Source organism: Wylensekiella montiformis, from assembly GCF_009697385.1.
Lineage (GTDB): Bacteria > Bacillota > Negativicutes > Selenomonadales > Selenomonadaceae > Selenomonas_A > Selenomonas_A montiformis.
This window is the reverse complement of record NZ_VUNL01000008.1, coordinates 1-20,663: the sequence shown is the minus strand read 5'-3', so window position 1 is coordinate 20,663 and position 20,663 is coordinate 1. Positions and strand designations below refer to the sequence as shown.

At 49.7% G+C, this 20,663-nt stretch carries 16 protein-coding genes and 3 pseudogenes; 14 read left to right on the top strand and 5 right to left on the bottom strand.

Translation table 11 applies throughout. The features are described 5' to 3' along the window. Positions 1-108 precede the first annotated feature (108 nt). The gene (locus FYJ78_RS07880) at positions 109-1,014 is read left to right on the top strand and encodes a DUF2156 domain-containing protein (RefSeq protein ID WP_154620872.1); all 906 of its coding nucleotides are present in this window, start codon (positions 109-111) and stop codon (positions 1,012-1,014) included. A gap of 132 nt (positions 1,015-1,146) precedes the next feature. Further along, positions 1,147-1,533, top strand: a complete 387-nt coding sequence (locus tag FYJ78_RS07875; protein ID WP_154620871.1) for a desulfoferrodoxin family protein — start codon at positions 1,147-1,149, stop codon at positions 1,531-1,533. Positions 1,534-1,633: 100 nt separating this feature from the next. Here the strand turns inward: FYJ78_RS07875 and FYJ78_RS07870 are convergent, their stop codons facing one another. Next, a complete protein-coding gene (locus FYJ78_RS07870; protein ID WP_154620870.1) occupies positions 1,634-2,593 on the bottom strand; it encodes a bile acid:sodium symporter family protein in 960 nt (319 codons plus the stop codon). Positions 2,594-2,811: 218 nt separating this feature from the next. After that, positions 2,812-3,822 carry a biotin synthase BioB gene (gene bioB, locus FYJ78_RS07865; RefSeq protein WP_154620869.1) on the bottom strand — a complete coding sequence of 337 codons (1,011 nt, stop codon included), beginning with the start codon at positions 3,820-3,822 and terminating at the stop codon, positions 2,812-2,814. A 347-nt stretch (positions 3,823-4,169) separates the two neighbouring features. Between bioB and FYJ78_RS07860 the strand changes: the two genes are divergently transcribed. From FYJ78_RS07860 to glyS, 7 genes are all read left to right on the top strand, one after another. Continuing rightward, on the top strand, positions 4,170-5,183 hold the full coding sequence (locus FYJ78_RS07860) for a PhoH family protein (RefSeq protein ID WP_154620868.1): 1,014 nt from the start codon (positions 4,170-4,172) through the stop codon (positions 5,181-5,183). Positions 5,184-5,186: 3 nt separating this feature from the next. Continuing rightward, positions 5,187-5,651, top strand: a complete 465-nt coding sequence (ybeY, locus tag FYJ78_RS07855; RefSeq protein ID WP_154620867.1) for an rRNA maturation RNase YbeY — start codon at positions 5,187-5,189, stop codon at positions 5,649-5,651. A gap of 9 nt (positions 5,652-5,660) precedes the next feature. Continuing rightward, on the top strand, positions 5,661-6,566 hold the full coding sequence (era, locus tag FYJ78_RS07850; protein ID WP_154620866.1) for a GTPase Era: 906 nt from the start codon (positions 5,661-5,663) through the stop codon (positions 6,564-6,566). Further along, positions 6,563-7,222 (top strand): DUF502 domain-containing protein, encoded by a 660-nt coding sequence (locus FYJ78_RS07845; RefSeq protein ID WP_154620865.1) that lies wholly within the window; start codon positions 6,563-6,565, stop codon positions 7,220-7,222. The genes era and FYJ78_RS07845 overlap by 4 nt, the downstream gene beginning before the upstream one ends. A gap of 5 nt (positions 7,223-7,227) precedes the next feature. Further along, entirely contained in the window at positions 7,228-7,956 is a 729-nt protein-coding gene (gene recO / locus FYJ78_RS07840) for a DNA repair protein RecO (RefSeq protein WP_154620864.1), read from the top strand. A gap of 297 nt (positions 7,957-8,253) precedes the next feature. Beyond that, positions 8,254-9,132, top strand: coding sequence for a glycine--tRNA ligase subunit alpha (gene glyQ, locus FYJ78_RS07835; protein ID WP_154620863.1), 879 nt, complete (start codon positions 8,254-8,256; stop codon positions 9,130-9,132). Between the two features lie 2 nt (positions 9,133-9,134). Continuing rightward, positions 9,135-11,186 (top strand): glycine--tRNA ligase subunit beta, encoded by a 2,052-nt coding sequence (gene glyS / locus FYJ78_RS07830; protein ID WP_154620862.1) that lies wholly within the window; start codon positions 9,135-9,137, stop codon positions 11,184-11,186. Positions 11,187-11,246: 60 nt separating this feature from the next. On the opposite strand, the gene FYJ78_RS07825 is transcribed toward glyS, so the two are convergent. Further along, entirely contained in the window at positions 11,247-11,792 is a 546-nt protein-coding gene (locus tag FYJ78_RS07825) for a hypothetical protein (RefSeq protein WP_154620861.1), read from the bottom strand. Positions 11,793-11,949: 157 nt separating this feature from the next. On the opposite strand from FYJ78_RS07825, the gene FYJ78_RS07820 reads away from it, so the two are divergent. From FYJ78_RS07820 to rpoD, 3 genes are all read left to right on the top strand, one after another. Next, positions 11,950-12,948, top strand: a complete 999-nt coding sequence (locus tag FYJ78_RS07820; protein WP_154620993.1) for a deoxyguanosinetriphosphate triphosphohydrolase — start codon at positions 11,950-11,952, stop codon at positions 12,946-12,948. Between the two features lie 203 nt (positions 12,949-13,151). Beyond that, positions 13,152-14,942, top strand: a complete 1,791-nt coding sequence (gene dnaG / locus FYJ78_RS07815) for a DNA primase (protein WP_154620860.1) — start codon at positions 13,152-13,154, stop codon at positions 14,940-14,942. A gap of 47 nt (positions 14,943-14,989) precedes the next feature. Next, positions 14,990-16,114 (top strand): RNA polymerase sigma factor RpoD, encoded by a 1,125-nt coding sequence (gene rpoD, locus FYJ78_RS07810; RefSeq protein WP_154620859.1) that lies wholly within the window; start codon positions 14,990-14,992, stop codon positions 16,112-16,114. A 129-nt stretch (positions 16,115-16,243) separates the two neighbouring features. Here the strand turns inward: rpoD and FYJ78_RS07805 are convergent. Beyond that, a pseudogene (locus tag FYJ78_RS07805) lies at positions 16,244-16,912 on the bottom strand (integrase core domain-containing protein); the annotation flags it as partial. Between the two features lie 258 nt (positions 16,913-17,170). Here FYJ78_RS07805 and FYJ78_RS07800 point away from each other — a divergent pair. Together FYJ78_RS07800 and surE are read left to right on the top strand one after the other, a co-directional pair. Next, entirely contained in the window at positions 17,171-19,201 is a 2,031-nt protein-coding gene (locus FYJ78_RS07800) for a methyl-accepting chemotaxis protein (RefSeq protein WP_154620858.1), read from the top strand. A gap of 130 nt (positions 19,202-19,331) precedes the next feature. Next, positions 19,332-19,989: pseudogene (gene surE, locus FYJ78_RS07795) on the top strand (5'/3'-nucleotidase SurE). Positions 19,990-20,104: 115 nt separating this feature from the next. On the opposite strand, the pseudogene FYJ78_RS07790 reads toward surE, so the two are convergent. Next, positions 20,105-20,663 (bottom strand): annotated as a pseudogene (locus FYJ78_RS07790) (DDE-type integrase/transposase/recombinase); the annotation flags it as partial.

Below are 20,663 nucleotides of genomic sequence, written 5' to 3'. Positions count from 1 at the left end.
GGATTGCTATAATGAAAGCTGAGTACACGAAGAGAATGGATGGCTGATCTTTTTCTGCCGGAACGGGCAGAAAGAGGAAACATATAGAGACTTGCTGTCATCGGGAGGATGAGCATCATAGATTTTCATGATTTGACAAAACAGGATAAACCGCTGCTGGATCGTTATTTCCGCAGCCGTTATTACGAGAATTCCCATTTTAATTTTACCAATCTGTTTATGTGGCGGATTCCTTATCATGTTCGGTGGTGTGAGGAAAACGGCGTACTTTACATGACCTGTGAGTGGGAAGGTACACTGATGGCCATGCAGCCGTTTGGTCCGGAAGAAAAGATGCAGGAGGCGACGGACCGATTCCTTGCTTATTTTCAGGAAATCGGCCGCCCGCTCCTATTTGTGGGGTTGGAATCTGGCTATGCGGAGTTTTTGGAACAGTATAAAGGGGCTTCCTTTGATATTCGTGAGGACCGCGATAACTTCGATTACGTTTATCTGGCGGAAAAACTGATTTCACTGTCCGGACGGAAACTTCATTCCAAAAAGAATCATCTTAATGCGTTTCGTAAGATGTATCCACAGGCGGAGTATTTGGCGATCACGGAGGAGATTATACCGGCGTGCCGGGTGGAATTGGAAAGCTGGTATCAGATGCGCCTGACGGACGAGCCGGATGATCCTTTCATCGACTGGGAGCGCAGGGCTATCTTAGAGGTCTTTGACGATTATGAGTATTTTGGACTCCGCGGAGGAGCCATCCGTCTGGATGGGCGTATTATTGCCTTTACTTTCGGCGAACAGCTTAACACAGATTCGGTGGTGGTTCATGTGGAAAAAGCGGATCCGAATATTCGCGGCGCGTATCCGGCAATTAATCAGGGATATGTTGCGAATAACTGGAGCGCAATGACTTATATCAACCGGGAAGAAGATATGGGCCATGAAGGCCTGCGCAAAGCCAAGGAATCCTATAAGCCGGAGAAAATGATTCGAAAGTTTAATGCCCGATGCAAATAGACCTTGAGATATAAGGGTTTTTGCGTGTTTTCTGCGGGCGACATGGATTGCAGGGAAATAGTGTGATATAATCAAGATAGAATAAGAAGGATCACAGTTTTTTCTGTGCGAAAAGAAAGTGGGGAATGTACTATGGCAAAACGTTTTTTCCTTTGCGGCAAGTGCGGAAATATTGTCGGGCTGATCTCTGAAGGCGGGGGGACATTGAGCTGCTGCGGTGAGCCTATGCAGGAACTGGTGCCGAATACGACGGATGCAGCTCAGGAAAAGCATGTTCCGGTGGTTACTTTTGACCGCCGTGGCTGTGAAGTGACTGTGCAGATCGGAACAGCCGCTCATCCGATGACGCCGGAGCATCGGATTGAATGGGTACATCTTCAGACGGAAAAAGGCGGTCAGGTCAAACATTTGCAGGCAGGTGACGCTCCGGAAGCTGTTTTCCACCTTACGGATGACGATAAGCCGGTGGCGGCGTTTGCTTACTGCAATCTGCATGGACTTTGGAAGGCGGAGTTCTAAATTCTGTTTGCGGCTCCATATACAAAAATACGGCTTGCATTTGCAAGCCGTATTTTTGTATATGGAACTGTGATTTTCTTTTTCGTATGGAGTCAGATTATCAATCTGCTGGTGCGGTCTGGTGCTGATTTTTCCGGTTCATCCGGCTGGCCAGATAGTTGGCAGCAAGCGATCCGGAGATGTTGTGCCACACGCTGAAGATCGCGCCCGGAATGGCAGCTGCAGCTCCGAAATGAAGCATGGCCAGCGAGGTCGCCAGACCGGAATTCTGCATACCGACTTCGATGGAAATCGCTTTTACCTTTGCCAGATCCATATGCAGCATCTTGGCAATGCCAAAACCGAGAGAATAGCCTAGAAGATTGTGCAATATGACGACAAGCATAATCAGCAGCCCGGTTTCCATGATGCGCTGCGAGCTGACCGAAACGACACCTCCGACGATCAGGACAATGGCGATGACCGATACGAGCGGAAGGAGTTTGACCAGCTTCTGGACGGTTTTTTCGAAAAACGTATTGATGACGATGCCGAGAAGGATCGGCAGGATGACAACCTGAACAATGGACATCATCATGGCAGAGAGAGAAATGTCAACCCATTCTCCAGCCAGCCACCAGGTCAGCAGCGGAGTGACAACTGGCGCCAGTATCGTGGTGGTCATAGTCATGGACACAGAGAGTGCGACATCACCGCGCGCCAGATAGGTCATGACGTTGGATGAGGTTCCTCCCGGACAGGTGCCGACCAGAATGACACCGGCAGCCAGCTCAGGCGGCAGCCCGAAGCCCTTGGCAAGCAGCCAGGCAAGTCCCGGCATGATCGTAAACTGAGCCAGCGCTCCGACGAATACATCTCTGGGGCGTTGGAAAACGAGCCGAAAATCGCGCAGGCGCAGAGTCATGCCCATGCCGAACATGACAATGCCGAGCAAGATAGTAATCTTGGGAGCAGCCCACTTGAATGTCCAGGGCTGGAACAGGGATACCGCGGCGACCAAGATGACAAAAACCGCCATATACTTGGAGATAAAATGACTGAATTTCTCTAACAATTGCATGAAAAACACCTTCCTTTGTAGTGTTTACAATGTTACAACGGTAAGAGTGATAAGTCAATGGGGGAGGGAGAAAATAGTAGTTGACAGGACGGATGAAATATCATATAGTAAAGCTGAACTAATTAGCTTTACTCATTTTATGATTCAGGCGAACCGCCGCGGCGGTTCGCCTATTTTTTATCGTGATTTCCTATTCATCATGCCGGCTGTCCGGATTGTCAGCGGCTGCCGCAGGTGTTCATGCCTGCCGTGCATCCTTCTTCGGCATTGGTCAGCCCGAGCTTTTTCAACATTTCCATGTCTTCTTTGATGGTGGTGCCGGACGTGGTCAGCATATTTCCCGTAATGGATGCGGAAGCACCGGCTTTTAATGCGGTGGCGCCGTTTTCCGGGAGCAGCTTTCGCCCTGCAGCCAGGCGTATGTTGGCGGTCGGGTTGATGAAGCGGAAGATCGCAATCGTGCGGAGTATTTCATCGCCGGACAACTGCGGACGGTTTTGCAGACCTGTTCCGGGTATGGGCATCAGTGCGTTGACCGGGATAGATTCAATGCCCAGTTCATGCAGGCTCACAGCCATGTCGATCCGATCTTCCCACGTTTCGCCCATGCCGATGATTCCGCCGGAGCAGACGCAGAAGCCCTCTTCCTGAGCGATCCGGATGGTGCGGATCCGGTCGTCGTAGGTATGCGAAGTACAGATCTGAGGGAAAAAGCGGCGGGATGTTTCAATATTGTGATGATAGCTTGTGACGCCAGCGGAGCGGAGACGTTTGAACTGCTCCCGTGTCAGCAGGCCGTGGGAAGCGCAGAGATCAATGGAAAGCGTGTCCCGCATTTCCTTGTAGGCTTCAAGGGCCTGTTCAAAGTCTTTTCCGGCAAGCGCGCGGCCAGAGGTCACAATCGCGAAGCGGTTGGCGCCGGCTTCCTGATTGGCCCGGGCATTCCGGATGATTTCTTCTTTGGGGAGAAAATCGTATTCATCAATGCCGGTGTGATGGCAGGAGGCCTGCGCGCAGTATCTGCAGTTTTCACCGCATCGTCCGCTGCGTCCATTGATGATGGTGCAAAAGTCAATATGGTTGCCGCAGAAATGCCGCTGCAGACGGGCGGCTCCTTCCTGAAGCTCCGGCAGGGGGGCGGTGAGAAAAAGAGAAAAATCATCGCCGCGCTGAAGGCGCAGGCCTGCAAGAATGTTATCGGTAAGAACCCGGATGTTGGTGATTTTCATAAGGATAGCCTCGCTTTTTTAGACATCTGCCGAACAGACAGAATGGTTAAAACTTATCGTTAACATTATAAAATGAATGAAGTTTACAGTCAACCGAGCAAACTTTATTGGACGACAATGACGAATGAGAAAAGGCTTTTTCTTGACTTATCGATGGTTCATAGTACAATGAGTTTGTATCGGTTTTTATCCGATGCTAAGGGTCGCTAAGACTCCCACTCTTCAGGCGGGAGATAAGCGTCTCGAAAGCCTTGGATAAGTTCGGCTGGATTCAGAGGGAGTGACCTCCTCTTTGAATAAGTCTCACTTTATAAGTACAGGAAGAAAGAAGCAGGTGAATACATTCTTTGCAGCAGGCATTGGAGAAACAAATTCTCTTTGAGAATCATAAAGAAGCGTATGCGCTGCTGGGGGAACGGGATGAGTTCCTTCAGCTGATGCGGGACAGTTTTGCTTGCCAGTTTATCAGTCGGGGCGACCGCATTGAGCTATCAGGTGATGGTGCCGAGGTGGAACAAGCAGCAAAGGTATTGGAAGAGCTGCAGTATCTTTATCGTCAGGGAACACTGATCACGATGCATGAGGTGCGCTATGGCATCGGTTTGGTGAAGGGCGGCCGGGCAGAGGCACTGCATATGCTGTTTGGGGATACGATTTTAGTAACGTCGCGCGGACGCCATGTGCGGCCCAAAACCTTGGGACAGCGGTTGTACTTGGATGCCATACGTCGTAATGAAATTACATTCGGCATTGGTCCGGCTGGTACGGGAAAAACCTATTTGGCCGTGGTCATGGCCGTGGCGGCGCTTCGCAACCGGGAGGTGCGGAGGATCATTCTGACGCGTCCGGCTGTTGAAGCCGGGGAACGGCTGGGATTCCTTCCCGGAGATCTGCAGGATAAGGTTGACCCGTATCTGCGTCCTCTTTATGATGCATTGCAGGATATTCTGGGGCAGGATACGTATCGGAAATTTATGACCAAGGGGATCATTGAAGTTGCGCCGCTGGCCTATATGCGCGGGCGCACGCTGGAGGATGCGTTTGTCATTCTGGATGAAGCGCAGAATACGACGAGCCGCCAAATGAAGATGTTTTTGACTCGTCTGGGCTTTGGTTCAAGGATGGTCGTTACGGGGGATCTGGGGCAGATTGATCTGCCGCGCGGCGCAGTGTCCGGTCTGCGCGAAGCGGCCCGAATTCTCGACGGCGTTAAAGGGATTGGCGTGGTGCGGATGGCCCCGCTCGATGTCATCCGTCATGATGTGGTCACGCGCATTGTCGAAGCGTATGGAGCCTGGGAATCGGAGAAAAAGCGGACATCCGCTTCTCCGGCTTCACGGAAGAAGGAAGGACAGGAGTAAGTGATGGAAGCTATCATCCGTATTTATCCGGAGACACTGACCGTTCCTCCGGCATACATCGATAACGTCAGGACGGCTGCAGAGACGACAGCAAAGCTTTATGGCGTGGAAAACGGCGAGGTGAGCGTTACACTGACCGATAATGACTATATTCATCAGTTGAATCGGCAGTACCGAGGAATAGACCGTCCTACCGATGTGCTGTCCTTTGCGCTCAATGAGAGTGAGGAACCGGAAGTAACCGGCGGAATGGATGTGAATATTCTTGGAGATCTGGTGATTTCGGTAGAACGAGCGGAGGAGCAGGCGGAGGACTATGGACACAGCGTTCGCCGGGAAATGGCTTTTTTGACTGTCCACGGTATGTTGCACCTGCTTGGTTATGATCACATGGAAGAGGATGAGCGCAGGGAGATGGAAGCAGAGCAGCGCTTTGTGATGGAAAAGCTGGGGATACCCAGAGAGTGAGGAAACGATATGGAAAAGAATGAACAGCATAAATCCGGATTTGTCGCCGTGATCGGGCGTCCGAATGTCGGAAAATCGACGCTGGTCAATACGCTGATCGGTCAAAAAATCGCCATTATGAGCGATAAACCACAGACGACGCGGACCCGGATCTTGTGTATTTTGACCCAGCCGGATGCACAGATCGTCTTTTTGGATACGCCCGGCATCCATAAGCCGCGGCATAAGCTCGGAGAGTATATGGTCAAAGCGGCAGAGGGAACGCTGAAGGAAGTGGATGCCATCCTTTTTGTGGTCGATGCTACAGAAAAGATGGGGCCGGGCGAGTTCTATATACTTGAACGCCTTCAGGCAACGATGAAGCCGGTTATTCTGGTGGTCAATAAGCTGGATCTCATTGATAAGGAGCAGGCTTTGCCCATCATTTCGCATTATACGGGGAAATATTCGTTTGCTGGCGTCGTGCCGATTTCAGCGGCGGAGCAAGTAAATTTGGACAGTCTGCTGGATGAGATCAAGAAGTATCTCCCGGAAGGGCCTCAGTATTATCCGGAGGATATGATCACCGATCAGCCGGAACGTCTGATCGTGGCGGAGCTGGTTCGCGAGAAGGTGCTGCATCTGACACGCGATGAAATACCGCATGCTGTGGCCGTGGAGGTCGATGAAATGACGACGCGGCCGAATGACGATGTGTATATCCGGGCGACCATTTATGTAGAACGGGATTCGCAGAAGGGCATTATTATCGGGGCAAAGGGAACGATGCTGAAGGAAATCGGTGCGCTGGCCCGTGCGGATATTCAGAATTTGCTCGGCTCGAAGGTGTTTCTGGATCTTTGGGTCAAGGTCCGCAAGGACTGGCGGGATCGGGATGGAATTTTGCGTAATTTTGGGTTCGGTGAGGAGCGATGAACGAAAAAAAGCGGTCCGGCAGCTTGTCAAAGAAGATTTCACGCCGTTTCATCAACGGGCTTATTCTGCTTGTTCCTCTGGCCATTACTTTTTTTGTTATTGAGGAGACGCTTCATTTTACGGAAGGCGTTCTAGGCAAACATTTGCCGTTCTACTTTCCGGGAATGGGGATTGTCACGCTGCTGCTCGGCATATATTTGGTCGGATGGCTTTCCTCCTATTGGGTAATGCGCCGGATGATTCGTGTCGGTGAGACGCTGCTGGGGAAAATACCGGTGGTCAAATTCATCTATAACAGCGTAAAGCATTTGTCTACCGCTGTATTTGAATCGAACAATATGTTTGACCATGTCGTGCTGGTCCCCTTTCATCAGTCCAAGGCACTGGGGTTTATTATGGCTGATGTGCCGCAGATGCTGAAAGAAACTCTGGGGGATGATTACGTCTGTGTTTTTGTTCCCTGGAGTCTTAACATGACATCAGGGACGAATCTCTTTGTCTTGAAAAAGGACGTGATTTATTTGGATATAAGCAGTGAGTCGGCGCTGCAATATATGCTGACGGCGGGGGCGGTTATGCCGAAGCGTCTTGTTCATGATGATGCCGCTGTGCGTTCCTCGGCGGCAGCCCGGAAACCGGATAAAAAGAAGGAGTGACAGGGATGGCGCTCTATCGGACAGCGGCGGTAGTGCTCGGTGCGAAGAACTGGGGCGAAGCGGATAAGATGATGACCTTTTTTACCCGGGAGCGCGGACTGGTACAGGCGGCGGCGTTTGGCTGCCGCAGGCCGCGCAGTCCACTGGCCGCCGGCATGCAGATGTTCTCGCAACTGGAGCTTCAGCTGTCTGAGGGAAAGCGCGTGGATACGGTACGGCAGTGTACACTCCGGCATCATTACCGCAAACTCAGCGAAGATCTTACGGTGATGGCCTATGGCAGCTTTGTAGCGGAGTTTTTGCGGGAGTTCCTGCCTGAAGGACAGCCGGAACCGGAAATATTCGATCGGCTTCTGGCCATCCTGCAGGCATTCGGGCAGCGCAATCCGCGTGTGACGGCCGTCGCCGCAGTCTATCAGCTGATGGAATATACGGGGATGCAGCTTCGCTATGAACATTGCGTTCATTGCGGCAAGAGCATAGAAGGGGATGCGTATTTCCTTCCTTCGGCCGGCGGTGTTCTCTGCGCTGGATGCAGAGAACAGGCCGCGATGGAATTTCCGGAGGATCTGAGGCAGTTCATTTTACATCTGCGTGATTTTGACTGGCAGGAGGATAAGCCTGTCAAAATTCGCTCCGAACTTTTGGTGCGGGCGGAACAGCTTTTGCTGGAGCATCTTCAGGCATTGCTCGGCCGGCCAATGAAATCTTTGGCTTTTATCCGCCAGCTATGAGAAACAGGATGGTTGACAAGCGGTCAGGGTTTTGCTAAACTCGTAATCAGCGATGAAGAAGATAAAGTAGTCTCACCCTTCAGCGAGGCGACGGCAGTGAGAGGTCGCCAAGGAGATGAAAAGGCACTTTGGAGCGGAACCCGATAGTATGAGGTGGGCTTCCTGTCACGGGAAACCAATCAGGGTGGAACCGCGGGATACTGAATATCAGGTCTCGTCCCTGTAACGATAACGTTACGGGACGAGACTTTTTTGTTTGTTTCCGTAGCAGATTTATTCAGAAGAGGAGTTGTTCCCATGAAGTTTCAGGAAATTATCCTGGCTCTGCAAAAATTTTGGTCGGAGCAGGGCTGTATTCTGGCAGAACCGTATGATGTGGAAAAAGGCGCCGGTACGATGAACCCGTCTACGTTTTTGCGCGTGCTGGGGCCTGAACCCTGGCATGTCGCTTATGTGGAGCCGTCCCGCAGACCGGCTGACGGGCGCTATGGCGACAATCCGAACCGTCTGTATCAGCATCATCAGTTTCAGGTAATCATGAAGCCTTCTCCCAATAATATTCAGGAGCTTTATCTGGAAAGTCTGGAGCGTCTCGGTATTGACCCCCGCCAGCATGATATCCGCTTCGTGGAAGATAACTGGGAGTCTCCTACGCTGGGGGCTTGGGGCCTTGGCTGGGAAGTCTGGCTCGATGGGATGGAGATTACGCAGTTCACGTATTTTCAGCAAGTCGGCAGTCAGGATATCAAACCGGTTGCTTCAGAAATTACGTATGGGCTGGAGCGTTTGGCGATGTATATTCAGGGAGTCGAAAATGTCTATGACATTCAGTGGACGGATGATTATACGTACGGGGATGTCTTCCATCAAAATGAGTATGAGCAGTCGGTCTACGCGTTTGAACTTTCCGATGAAGCGCTTCTGTTTGAGCTCTTTGACAAATACGAAGCAGAGGCTGTTCGTGTCATTGCTGAAGGATATGTTCATCCGGCTTATGATTATGTGCTCAAGTGCTCGCATACATTTAATCTGCTGGATGCACGCGGTGCGATTTCCGTTTCGCAGCGTACTGCATTCATCGGTCGTGTCCGCAAGCTGGCCCGTCTTTGCGCCGAATGTTATCTAAAGCAGCGTGAAGAGCTGGGCTATCCGATGTTGCATAGAGGGGAGAAGTGAGCATGAGCAAGGATTTGTTACTAGAGATTGGCACGGAGGAGGTTCCGGCCCATGTCATGCCGGGCATCCTTGCCCAGCTGAAGGAAAATGCCAGACAGGCATTTCAGGACAACCGCATCGCGTTCGGCAGCGTTCGTACGCTTGGTACGCCGCGCCGTACCGCACTGCTGGTCAAAGATCTTGCGGAAAAACAGGCAGACGTTTCCAGTGAGAACCGCGGCCCGTCTGTTCAGATTGCCTTTGATGCGGATGGCAATCCGACCAAAGCGGCTCAGGGCTTTGCCCGCGGACAGCATGTTGCACCGCAGGATCTCGTGGTCAAGGACGGCTATGTTTATGCCGTCGTTCATGAGAAGGGCCGGGAGACGGCAGATCTGTTGAGAGATATTCTGAAAGAGCTTATCTGCGGGCTGACTTTCCCCAATAATATGCGCTGGGCTGATTTAGATTTTAAGTTTATTCGTCCGCTGCGCTGGATTGTCGCCCTTTACGGCGGAGAGATCGTTCCCTTTGAAGTGGCAGAAGTGCGGTCCGGCCGTATATCTCGCGGACACCGCTTCCTGTCCAGCGGTGATTTTGAGATTGCCGATGCCGGCAGCTATGAAGCAGCCTGTGAGGAACATTCGGTCATTGTCGATCCGGACAAAAGAAAGGCGATGATTCGTGAACAGATCGAAGCCGTGGCCCGGGAACATGGCGGGACAGCGGAGATCACAGAAGATTTGCTGGAAGAGGTGCTGTATCTTGTCGAGTATCCGACAGCGCTGTGCGGAAGATTCGAAGAAAAATATCTGAAGCTTCCGCCGGAAGCGGTCATTACGCCGATGCGCGATCATCAGCGGTATTTTCCGGTCAAGGCTGCTGACGGAAGCCTGATGCCGCTCTTCATCACGGTACGCAATGGCGGAAAGGAATACCTTGAAACCGTCCAGCACGGAAATGAGCGCGTGCTCCGTGCCCGTCTGGCTGATGCCCAGTTCTTTTTTGATGAGGACCGCAAGAAGAGTTTGGAGGAGCATCGCGAGAAGCTTAAGACCGTGGTATTCCAGCAGGGACTTGGCACTATGTATGATAAGTCTGAACGGCTGATGCAGCTGGCCGATTTCATTGCGGATGAAATCGGCGCAGATGAGAAGACGCATAAGCATGCCAAACGTGCGGCGCTTCTCTGTAAGGCAGATCTCGTTACGGGAATGGTTCAGGAATTCACGGAATTGCAGGGCATTATGGGCCGTGAGTATGCAAAACTCGACGGTGAGTGTGAGAAGGTTGCCATCGCCATTGACGAGCATTACATGCCGCGCTTCGCTGGTGACAGCCAGCCACAGAGCGATGCTGGCCGCATCGTTTCGGCGGCAGACAAAATAGATACGATTGTGGGGACCTTTAGCCGAGGCAAGATACCGACGGGGTCTCAGGATCCTTTTGCGCTGCGCCGGCAGGCACTGGGACTGGTGAATATGATGATCGAGGCCGGACAGACGCTCAGCATGTCAAAGGTCGTAGAAAAGTCGATGGATCTTTATGGCATTATGGACGGAAACGCTCGTGCCAAAATGCAGAGCGATGTGGCTGACTTCATGCGTCTGCGTCTTAAAAATGTGTTGGAACATGTCCGCTATGATGTAGTGGATGCCGTTCTGGAAAACGTGGATGACCTGTATGCTGTCAGTCTGCGTGCTGAGGCTGTGTCCCGCTTTGTGACGACAAAGGATGCGGCTGCTAACATTCAGGCCTTTGTACGTGTTGCCAATCTGGCAAGAAAGGCTGGATCGGCCGATGTGGATGTATCGCTTTTCACAGCAGAGGAGGAGAAGAGTCTGTATCAGGCTTATACTTCTACAGCAAGTGCACTGGAAAGTCTGATTGCGGGGCAGGATTATACAGGGGCCATCGATGCGTTGTCGGAACTTTCCCGGCCGATTGATGCCTTTTTTGACGGCGTCATGGTCATGGATAAGGATGAAAAAATCAAAGCAAACCGTCTTGGCCTGCTCAGGGCAACGGATCTGCTGATCGGCCGCGTGGCTGATTTTACGAAAATTGTTCTGTAATGCGCTGAAAAACGAAAGCTGCAGCAAAACGTCTGTTTATTTTGCTGCAGCTTCCTTTTTTTACCGTATTTCGTTGTTTTCCAAATCAAATTCCAGATGACCGGCAGCCCGTCGTTCATCTTTCCGGATACAAAGCACATGCCCGTCAAACGTCGCAATGTGTGTTTCCCAATTGTAGGACATGTTATCGGATTGGATGGCCAGGCCGGGGCGTTCCATTTTGCAGCTTGGCCCGAAAAAAAGCACAGTGATGCCGGCCAGCTCGGCATAAACGGCGCCGCCTGAAAAGCGGAGCTCTCCTTCTTGAAGATGTGTCGGACTTTCCGTCCAGAGCTGGAGGGTGCGCGCGCTGATTTTTGCCGAGTCGGACAGAAAGATGCGGGGACCGGACTGGATGCGCACATGTCCGTGCAGATCGTATCGTCCGGTGGTTTCATTATAGGAGGACTGGTCGGCGGAGACAATGACCTGTTCCTGTCCTTTGATGATACTGGCGGATTTCAGAGGGGTGACGGGATATTCGCTGGCGGAGGCAGGGGGAGGCATGATAAAGGGGATGGTCGATAAAGCCAGCATCAGACAATTTATGAAACAATGCTTGTTCATGGAGTGCCTCCTTTTTATTTTTGGCTGTCGCATGTTGCACTTCTCTTATTTATTTTATCGCAATAAAAAAAGATTTGCAAAAAACAGGAAAAGGAGGATTTTCAAAGGGAAATGCTGTAGAATAAAAAGGAAACTTGGATCGGGGAGGATGAGGATGATGAATGTCAGGGAGCGTATAGAAGAACAGGAATATGAGAACCTTTCGGTCTGGGCGGCGAAAAGCCGGGAAGCCCGGCGCAAGCAGCCCATGGAGGAATGCCCGTTTCGGACGAAGTTCCAGCGTGACCGGGACAGGATTCTTCATTCCAAGTCGTTTCGCCGCTTAAAACATAAGACGCAGGTCTATATCGTTGCCGGGGATCATTACCGCACGAGGATGACGCACAGTCTGGAAGTTTCTCAGATATCGAGAACGATTGCCAGAGGGCTGCGGCTGAATGAAGATCTGACGGAAGCGATTGCACTTGGGCATGATGTTGGGCATACGCCTTTCGGCCATGCAGGAGAAGCGGCGATGGCCGAATTTACCGGTCATTTTACCCATAATGAGCAGAGCCTGCGGGTTGTGGAGTTTCTGGAACGCAGCGGACAGGGCTTGAATCTGACGTTTGAAGTAAAGGACGGCATTGTCAACCATACGGGAAATGTGCTGCCGAAAACGCTGGAGGGGCGTATCGTGCGGACGGCAGACCGCATTGCGTATCTCTGCCATGATTATGATGACAGTCTGAGAGCTGGTTTGCTCCGGCCGGGAGATCTTCCAGCGGCGGTATACGAACGCCTTGGAGAGGATACCTCGCATATGATTACCAGTATGGTGTCAGATATGATTCTGAATTCAGAAGGAAAAGAGGATGTGGTTTTGTCGGAAGAAGTGCGGGAAGTCATGGATCTGTTCCGTCAATTTATGTTTGAACATATTTATCATTCCGAAACACTGGCACATGAGCGCCGGCAGGCTGTATTTGTTCTGCGGGAGCTTTATCAGTGGTTCATGAATCATTTTGACCGTCTGCCCGAAGAATTTGTACGCCGGGAGAAGCGCTGGGGCCGCCAAAAGATTGTTACCGATTATGTGGCCGGCCTGACAGACAGCTATGCAGTCCAGCTGTTTCATGAGATTTTTATGCCTCCGGTTGGACTGATGGTTCATTGATGGATAAAATTTTTAGATTTTGTCAGGGAAAAAAGGGAATCAGCAAATTGTGGGGAATATATATAAACAGGAACGACTTGTTCCGCTGCCTTTTTGGAAAAAACTTTTGGGAAAGGCAGGAACTATTCGTTTTGTGACGAATGTTATACAGGTGTCTTGTTGCAGGATATCTGTCAGATCGGTGTTGTAAGGGGTTTTTGTGTATGCGCAGCGCGAGAATGGATGAATTTGTGGAACAGGTTCGTTCCCAGTCGGATATTCTGCGTGTGGTGCAGAGCTATGTGCCGCTCAAGCGCAAGGGCAACCGCTATTGGGGCTGCTGTCCGTTTCATCATGAAAATACACCGTCTTTTTCGGTAGTGCCGGATAAGGGATTCTTTTATTGCTTTGGCTGCCATGCCGGCGGAAATGTCTTTAAATTTCTTTCTTTGATAGAGAACGTTTCCTATTTCGAAGCGATTAAGCTTCAGGCAGAGAAGCTGGGGATTCCCCTGCCGGAACGTCAGCAGTCGCCGCAGGAGATCGCCCGTCAGAGAGAGATTTCCGATCTGCGCAAGGTGAATGAGATGGCGCGGGATTTTTTTCATAACTGTCTGACAATGACACGGATGGGCGAGACTGGCCGCGCTTATTTTGCCGGCCGCGGTATTTCCCCAGAAACCATCAAGGAATTTCGGCTGGGTTATGCTCCGAACGCATGGGATAAACTGTCGGTTGCTTTTCAAAAGCGAGGGGTAAAACAGGAGCTTTTGTTGGCGAGCGGTCTGACGGTGCAGCGCAGTCATGGGAGCGGTCTGTACGACCGTTTTCGCAATCGCGTTGTCATTCCTATAGCGGATGAACGCGGCCGGGTAGTCGGTTTTGGCGGGCGTGTTCTTGATGCCAGTACGCCAAAATATCTCAATACGCCGGAAACCATCTTATTTAATAAGCGCAGGATTCTCTTCGGACTGGATCGCTCGCATCGGGCTATTCAAGAACAAGGATATGCCATTGTTGTGGAAGGGTATATGGATGCGATTTCCGTATTCGGCGCTGGAATCCACAACGTTGTGGCCTCGCTTGGCACTTCTTTTACGACCGATCATTGCAAGCTGCTTCTTCGGTATGCGTCGGAGATTTATTTCTGCTACGACAGCGATGAAGCTGGACAGAACGCCACGATCCGGGCCTTATCCATCCTGCGGGACACAGGGGCTGTGGTCAGAGTGATCGTAGTTCCTGATGGAAAGGATCCGGATGAATACATCCGCCGTCATGGAGCGGACGCGTTCCGGCAGCTGGTCCGTCAGGCACTGCCATTGGTGGAATATCGTCTGCAGTATGTTCTGAAGCATGTAGATTACAGTACCTTGGAAGGAAAGGTGAAAGCGCTTCATGCTATGCTGCCAGTGCTCGGCAGCATTCGTGAACCGGCAATACGAAGTGAATACAGTAAGAAGCTGGCGCAGACCCTGCTGCTGGACGAGGGCGTCGTGCGCGATGAGCTTCAGCGTTATGCCAGAAAACCGGAGGGCGATCCGGCGGTATTGGAGCATGCTCCGATTCGTCAGGCAGTGAAGCAGCAGGATGGAGCGGTCCGACGAGCCGGCCGCATTATCATTCACATGGTCTGGCAGGATCTTTCGCTGCTGCAGCATGTGATTTCCGTCCTGCCGCTTACTGGCATAAACGACACGGTCCAGCGAGAGATCCTGTTGTTCCTGCAGGATCTGAGCAGCCGGGGAGAAGCTCCCGATGACGTAACGGCCGCGGAACACCTCAGCGAGGACGCGGCGGCAGAACTCTCGCGTGCTTTAATAGAAGATTTGGGCGGACGTGTGGACACTGAGGCGTACAATGACTCCCTGAAAGTGCTCAGAAAAGCATACCTCAACGCATTGTTTTTGGAACATTCCCGAAGGGCTGATGAGTATATGCAGGCAGGGAATCATGCGTATGTTGAAGAACTACATGAGGTAATGAAAATAAAGAATGAAATGGATGGTTTGTAAATTGGATAGAATATCAGAAATGGATTTTTGTGAAAGGGGGATGCTGGATGCCTGAGTCTAAGAAAAAACAGGTTGAAACTGACAGCAAAAACCGCAGCTCGGAAATTGTGGAGAGCCTGCTGTCCAAAGGGAAAAAGAACGGCGGGACTCTGACTTATGGAGAACTGGTTGAGGCATTGCAGACACAGGATCTGTCCCCTGATGAAATCGACAGCATGTATGATACGTTCAGCAGAAAGGGTATCGAGATCATCGACGATTCCAATAGTGAGGATCAGCAGGATGATGAGGTAGAGGATAAGGACGAGGAAGTCGAGATCGATCTTTCTGTTCCTGAAGGTGTGAGCATCGATGATCCGGTGCGTATGTATCTGAAGGAAATTGGCCGGGTTCCTCTTCTGACCGCCGAAGAGGAAGTGGCATTGGCAAAGCGCATGCAGGATGGCGATGAAGAAGCGCAAAAACGGCTGGCAGAAGCGAATCTTCGTCTGGTGGTCAGCATTGCCAAACGTTATGTTGGCCGCGGCATGCTGTTTCTGGATTTGATTCAGGAAGGTAATCTTGGCCTGATCAAGGCTGTGGAAAAGTTCGATTATACGAAGGGGTATAAGTTCAGCACCTATGCCACATGGTGGATCCGTCAGGCGATTACGCGTGCTATCGCTGATCAGGCGCGCACGATTCGCATCCCCGTTCATATGGTGGAGACTATTAATAAGCTGATTCGCGTATCCCGTCAGCTTTTGCAGCAGCTGGGACGCGAGCCGGTGCCGGAAGAAATTGCCAAAGAGATGGACATCAGCGTGGAGCGTGTACGCGAGATTATGAAAATTGCTCAGGAGCCGGTTTCTCTTGAGACGCCGATCGGTGAAGAGGAAGATTCCCATCTCGGCGATTTCATCGAGGATCAGGATGCGCCGGCTCCGGCTGACGCTGCTTCGTTTATGCTGCTGAAAGAGCAGCTGGAAGAAGTTCTGGATACCTTGACTCCCCGGGAGGAGAAGGTACTGCGGCTGCGCTTTGGCCTCGACGACGGCCGTGCGCGTACGCTCGAGGAAGTTGGCCAGAACTTCGGCGTCACACGCGAGCGCATCCGCCAGATCGAAGCCAAGGCTCTGCGCAAGCTGCGCCATCCGAGCCGCAGCCGCAAGCTCAAGGATTTTTTGGATTAAATGATGATAATGTAGGTTTGTCAATGATGTGAGACCGATAAAAGTTATCAATTATGAGGCATTCCCATAGATGTAATCCATAATATCGCCTTGGATTTTTGGGGCTTTTTTCGGTTGAAATACAAGGGATAATGCTTTTTGCCTCTCTTTCGGGGAATCCCATCCAAGAACCTTTGAGGGAATGTCGTTCGAGCGTGTCAGATAACGGTGCATCTGCAGGTTCAGATCCTCCAATGAGTAGAAGTGCAGATGATTGTAGAAACGCTCTTGATCATTCCTGTGGCTGCGCTCCACCTTGCCATTGTGACGTGGCGTTCTCGGACGAATCAACTTATGTTCGATGCCTAGCTTTCCGCAAAGGGCATCCATGGGATGGATACGCTCCGTCTTGCTGAGGAATACGCTTCTTCGTAGATACGGGCTTCTTGCGCAATCCAAGACGCACGAAGAGCCGGTATAAAGAGAGGGGGGGCGCGTATATCCGTGTTTACGCCTGAGCTTTCCGTAGAGTTCGCAGGGGGTTATGTCAGGGTTTCGACGGACAAGGTTCAATACCCACATGATTTCTTCGTTGGTATGTGCTCTGGGATGTACGGTATGGGGGCGATGCGATCGGTCAGCGAGAGATTCTGGCGTACCATCATAACGCTTGTTCCAGCGCATGAGGGATGCTTTTGAAATTTTATAGCGACGACAGACGAACTCGATATCCTTGGCTGAGCGATAGAGGGTGACGGCGTGAATGCGCGTCCCAATTTCATGTGGCAAATAACGCTTCTGATGTGGTATGATAGACATGGCGATCGGGTCTCCTTTTGTAGAAGTTTGTTGCAACCAATATTCTACGGGATTCGGTCGCTTTTGTATATCCCTCCAGTCTCACATATATTGTAAACCTACAATATAATATGCTGTTTCCTAGGAAAATGTATTGTATAAGCCAACTTGATATGATATGCTTATTATAAAGCATGTGTTACTTTGTAAATACAGTAAACTTGCTGAAGTGTTGTCAGTATACAAATTAGTGCATAAAATAAGGGGGAGTGTGCTGGTTTGACTGACAATGTGGAGATTATGGGAATAAGGAGAAGTGGTTTTATGGGGATAAAACAGCGTTTTATGGTGATGATTGGTCTGGTGGTACTATTGCTGGCAGCAGTGTCCGGTATAGGCTATTACATGGCACAGTCGATTTTGTCTGACAGTGTAAAAAGCCAGCTGACAGCAATAGTTAAGGATCAAGGCAGCCAGCTTGACACCTGGATTGAAAGCAAGGCTGCAATTTTAGATGGTGTCGGCAATGCCCTGTCTAAGCAGTCAGCAGAGGTTTCAACTACCAAGCAGACTTTGCCGTATTTAGGGGCGATTGCTGGGGATAAAGAAATTCTTGATTTGACCAGTGGTTCCGATAGCGGTAATTCCTTTAGTTATGTTGATGGTGATATTACCAATGATTTCGATGCGCGTACCCGTGACTGGTACAAAGATGCCAAAAACACGGGCAATGCACTATTTACTGAGGCATACGTATCGTTAGGCGGCTCATCTGATGGCAAGATAGTTATTTCCTACGCTGTACCTTTAAAGGCTGATTCGGGGAAAACTATTGGTGCGCTTTGTGAAGACATCGACCTTAGTGTGCTTGAAAATGTTGTAAAAAAGGTCAATTACGAAGGTCAAGGTACTGGTATCATAATTGACAAAAAGGGTCAGATTATTGCTAGCTCTGGCGAGGAAAAGGTCATGAGTTTAATTCATGATGATAAGGAGCTGACATCGCATTATGATGCCATGCTGGCGCAGCCAACTGGTTATTTTGAAATAAGCCGCGGTGGCGAGACAGAAATGTTTGCTTATACTACTTTGGAGCGTCCTGGCTGGATTGTTGGTTTGTTTGTGCCCAAGGATTATGTATTTGCTTCGCTTACTAAGCTAAAAATAGTTTATACTGTTCTGTGTTTGTTAGGCTTGATTTTAATTACTATAGGTGGTGCGATTTTTACCAAACAGATAACTTCAGTAGTGGTTCGTCTAAAAAACCATGCAGTTGAGCTTTCGCAAGGAAATCTTGCCGTAGCTGATTTGGAAGTTACCAGCAATGATGAGCTTGGCGATTTGACAAATTCCTTTAATACAATGAAAGCTCATTTGCACGCTCTTATCAAGCAGATGAGCAGTGTCTCAGAGCAGGTAGCAGCGGCATCGGAGGAGCTGACGGCAGGAGCACATCAGTCAGCGGAGGCTTCGACTAATGTTGCTGAGACTATTACTAAAATTGCTGAAGGTATGCAAAATCAGAATAACAGTATCGATGAGGCTAAGAAGGAAGTCGATGCGGTATTTACTGAAATGCAGGCTATGACTGACAATACAAAATTAATGGCGGATACCTCTAATGATACGGCAATAGCAGCTAAAACTGGTGAACAGCTAATGAATAATGCTATGCAAAAGATGGAGCATATCGAAAGCAGCGTTATGTCATCAGCTGATACGGTTCGTATTTTGGGTGAAAATTCCAAAGAAATTGGCGCGATTGTTGAAACTATTGTTGCTATCGCTGACCAGACAAATCTTCTAGCACTTAATGCGGCTATTGAAGCTGCTAGAGCTGGCGAAGCCGGCAAAGGTTTTGCCGTAGTTGCTGAAGAAGTTCGTAAATTGGCTGCTGAATCGCAGACATCAGCTGAAAAGATTAAAGAGAAAATATCCTCTATTCAGGTTGATACAAATCAGGCGGTTATTGCGATGCAAGAAGGTACTGTTGAAGTACAGGCTGGAACTGAGGCTATTAATGAAGTTGGCAGACAGTTTAAAGATATTATGCAAAAGGTATCGGATATTAAGACGCAGATTGATGCCTTCCATGCAGCTTCGAGCCGAATTACTAATGGTGCAGAACGAATAGTTGGTGCAGTTGATTCGATTGATGAGGTTAGCCGTGAAACAGCTTCGCATACAGAAACTATTTCGGCGGCAGCGGAACAGCAATCAGCTTCTTCGGCGGAGATAGCATCGTCTTCGGATTCTTTGGCTAAGATGGCGTCTGAGCTTCAGAATGCAACCAATAAATTTAAATTGTAATTAAGCATGACTATTGGCAAAGAATAAATAATTGGTTATAATATAATCACGTAAGTTAGAAAAAGCTGTCAGGTTTTTGACCGGCAGCTTTTTCATTATCTAAAAATTTAATTTAATGGGAGAGATATATTTGCGGATTTTACTTTCTAATGATGATGGTATTGAGGCTGAGGGCATTGAGGCTTTAGTAAGAGCACTTTATAAAGATCATGAAGTGATAGTGGCTGCGCCAATGCATCAGCAAAGTGGTATGGCCCATGCTTTAACTGTAGGAGCGCCAATAGAGGTTGCAGAAGAAATATGGTATAAAAGCACTAGCCATTGCAGGAACGCCGACAGATGCGGTAAAAATATATTTAGAAGCCTTAGCTGGAGATGCTAAGCCGGATTTAGTCGTATCTGGTATAAATCATGGTGCCAATTTAGCGACTGATATACTATATTCAGGGACAGTTGGAGCTGCTATTTTTGCTGATGATTTGCCAAAATTTTTGGATCATGAAAATAAGAAACTTTGCTTTTATAACATAAACTTTCCTAAACGACTTAAAGATGGTCAGGCTCAGTATGTTTTTGGACGGCAAGGAAAACGTGATTATATAAATGCGTTCAAAAAAGAAATGAAAGCTGGAAAAACCTATTATACTATTGCTGGGGAAATATATGATTCCGATAAAGGAAGTGCTACTGATATTTATGCAACTGAGGCAGGATTTATTTCGGTAACACCGCTGATAATAGATATGTCTGATTATGTGGCTTTAGAAGATCGTTTGCAAAAATTGTAGGTTTGTCAATGATGTGAGGCCGATAAACGTTATCAATTATGAGGCGTTTCCATAGATGTAATCCATAATATCGCCTTGGATTTTTGGGGGCTTTTCTCGGTTGAAATACAAGGGATAATGCTTTTTGCCGCTCTTTCGGGGAATCCCACCCAAGGACCTTTGAGGGAATGTCGTTCGAGCGTGTCAGATAACGGCGTATCTGCAGGTTCAGATCCTCCAATGAGTAGAAGTGCAGATGATTGTAGAAACGCTCTTGATCATTCCTGTGGCTGCGCTCCACCTTGCCATTGTGACGTGGCGTTCTCGGACGAATCAACTTATGTTCGATGCCTAGCTTTCCGCAAAGGGCATCCATGGGATGGATACGCTCCGTCTTAGTGATGTGGGTGAACTCCGCGCCGTTATCTGTCTGGATCATTTTCGGCAGATATCGGAAGAATGCGATGGCGCGGCGAATAAAATCGCAAGTAGAGTAGCTGCTTTGCTCTTCATAGGCATAGAGGAATCGTTTTCTGGAGGCCTCTTCTATGACTGTGTACTGGTAGACTGACTTTCCATCTCTACCCGCATAGCAGGCCTTCGGAACGTACTTTACATCCATCTGCCACTTCGTGCCGATGGACGTTGGCGTATCGTAAGGCTGAGGAATACGCTTCTTCTTCGTAGATACGGGC

Bases quoted from the DNA above. Each gene is read 5' to 3' on its own strand.
- FYJ78_RS07880 (WP_154620872.1), top strand. From the start codon at position 109: ATGAGCATCATAGATTTTCATGATTTGACAAAACAGGATAAACCGCTG.
- FYJ78_RS07875 (WP_154620871.1), top strand. From the start codon at position 1,147: ATGGCAAAACGTTTTTTCCTTTGCGGCAAGTGCGGAAATATTGTCGGG.
- FYJ78_RS07870 (WP_154620870.1), bottom strand. From the start codon at position 2,593: ATGCAATTGTTAGAGAAATTCAGTCATTTTATCTCCAAGTATATGGCG.
- bioB (WP_154620869.1), bottom strand. From the start codon at position 3,822: ATGAAAATCACCAACATCCGGGTTCTTACCGATAACATTCTTGCAGGC.
- ybeY (WP_154620867.1), top strand. From the start codon at position 5,187: ATGGAAGCTATCATCCGTATTTATCCGGAGACACTGACCGTTCCTCCG.
- era (WP_154620866.1), top strand. From the start codon at position 5,661: ATGGAAAAGAATGAACAGCATAAATCCGGATTTGTCGCCGTGATCGGG.
- FYJ78_RS07845 (WP_154620865.1), top strand. From the start codon at position 6,563: ATGAACGAAAAAAAGCGGTCCGGCAGCTTGTCAAAGAAGATTTCACGC.
- recO (WP_154620864.1), top strand. From the start codon at position 7,228: ATGGCGCTCTATCGGACAGCGGCGGTAGTGCTCGGTGCGAAGAACTGG.
- glyQ (WP_154620863.1), top strand. From the start codon at position 8,254: ATGAAGTTTCAGGAAATTATCCTGGCTCTGCAAAAATTTTGGTCGGAG.
- glyS (WP_154620862.1), top strand. From the start codon at position 9,135: ATGAGCAAGGATTTGTTACTAGAGATTGGCACGGAGGAGGTTCCGGCC.
- FYJ78_RS07825 (WP_154620861.1), bottom strand. From the start codon at position 11,792: ATGAACAAGCATTGTTTCATAAATTGTCTGATGCTGGCTTTATCGACC.
- FYJ78_RS07820 (WP_154620993.1), top strand. From the start codon at position 11,950: ATGAATGTCAGGGAGCGTATAGAAGAACAGGAATATGAGAACCTTTCG.
- dnaG (WP_154620860.1), top strand. From the start codon at position 13,152: ATGCGCAGCGCGAGAATGGATGAATTTGTGGAACAGGTTCGTTCCCAG.
- rpoD (WP_154620859.1), top strand. From the start codon at position 14,990: ATGCCTGAGTCTAAGAAAAAACAGGTTGAAACTGACAGCAAAAACCGC.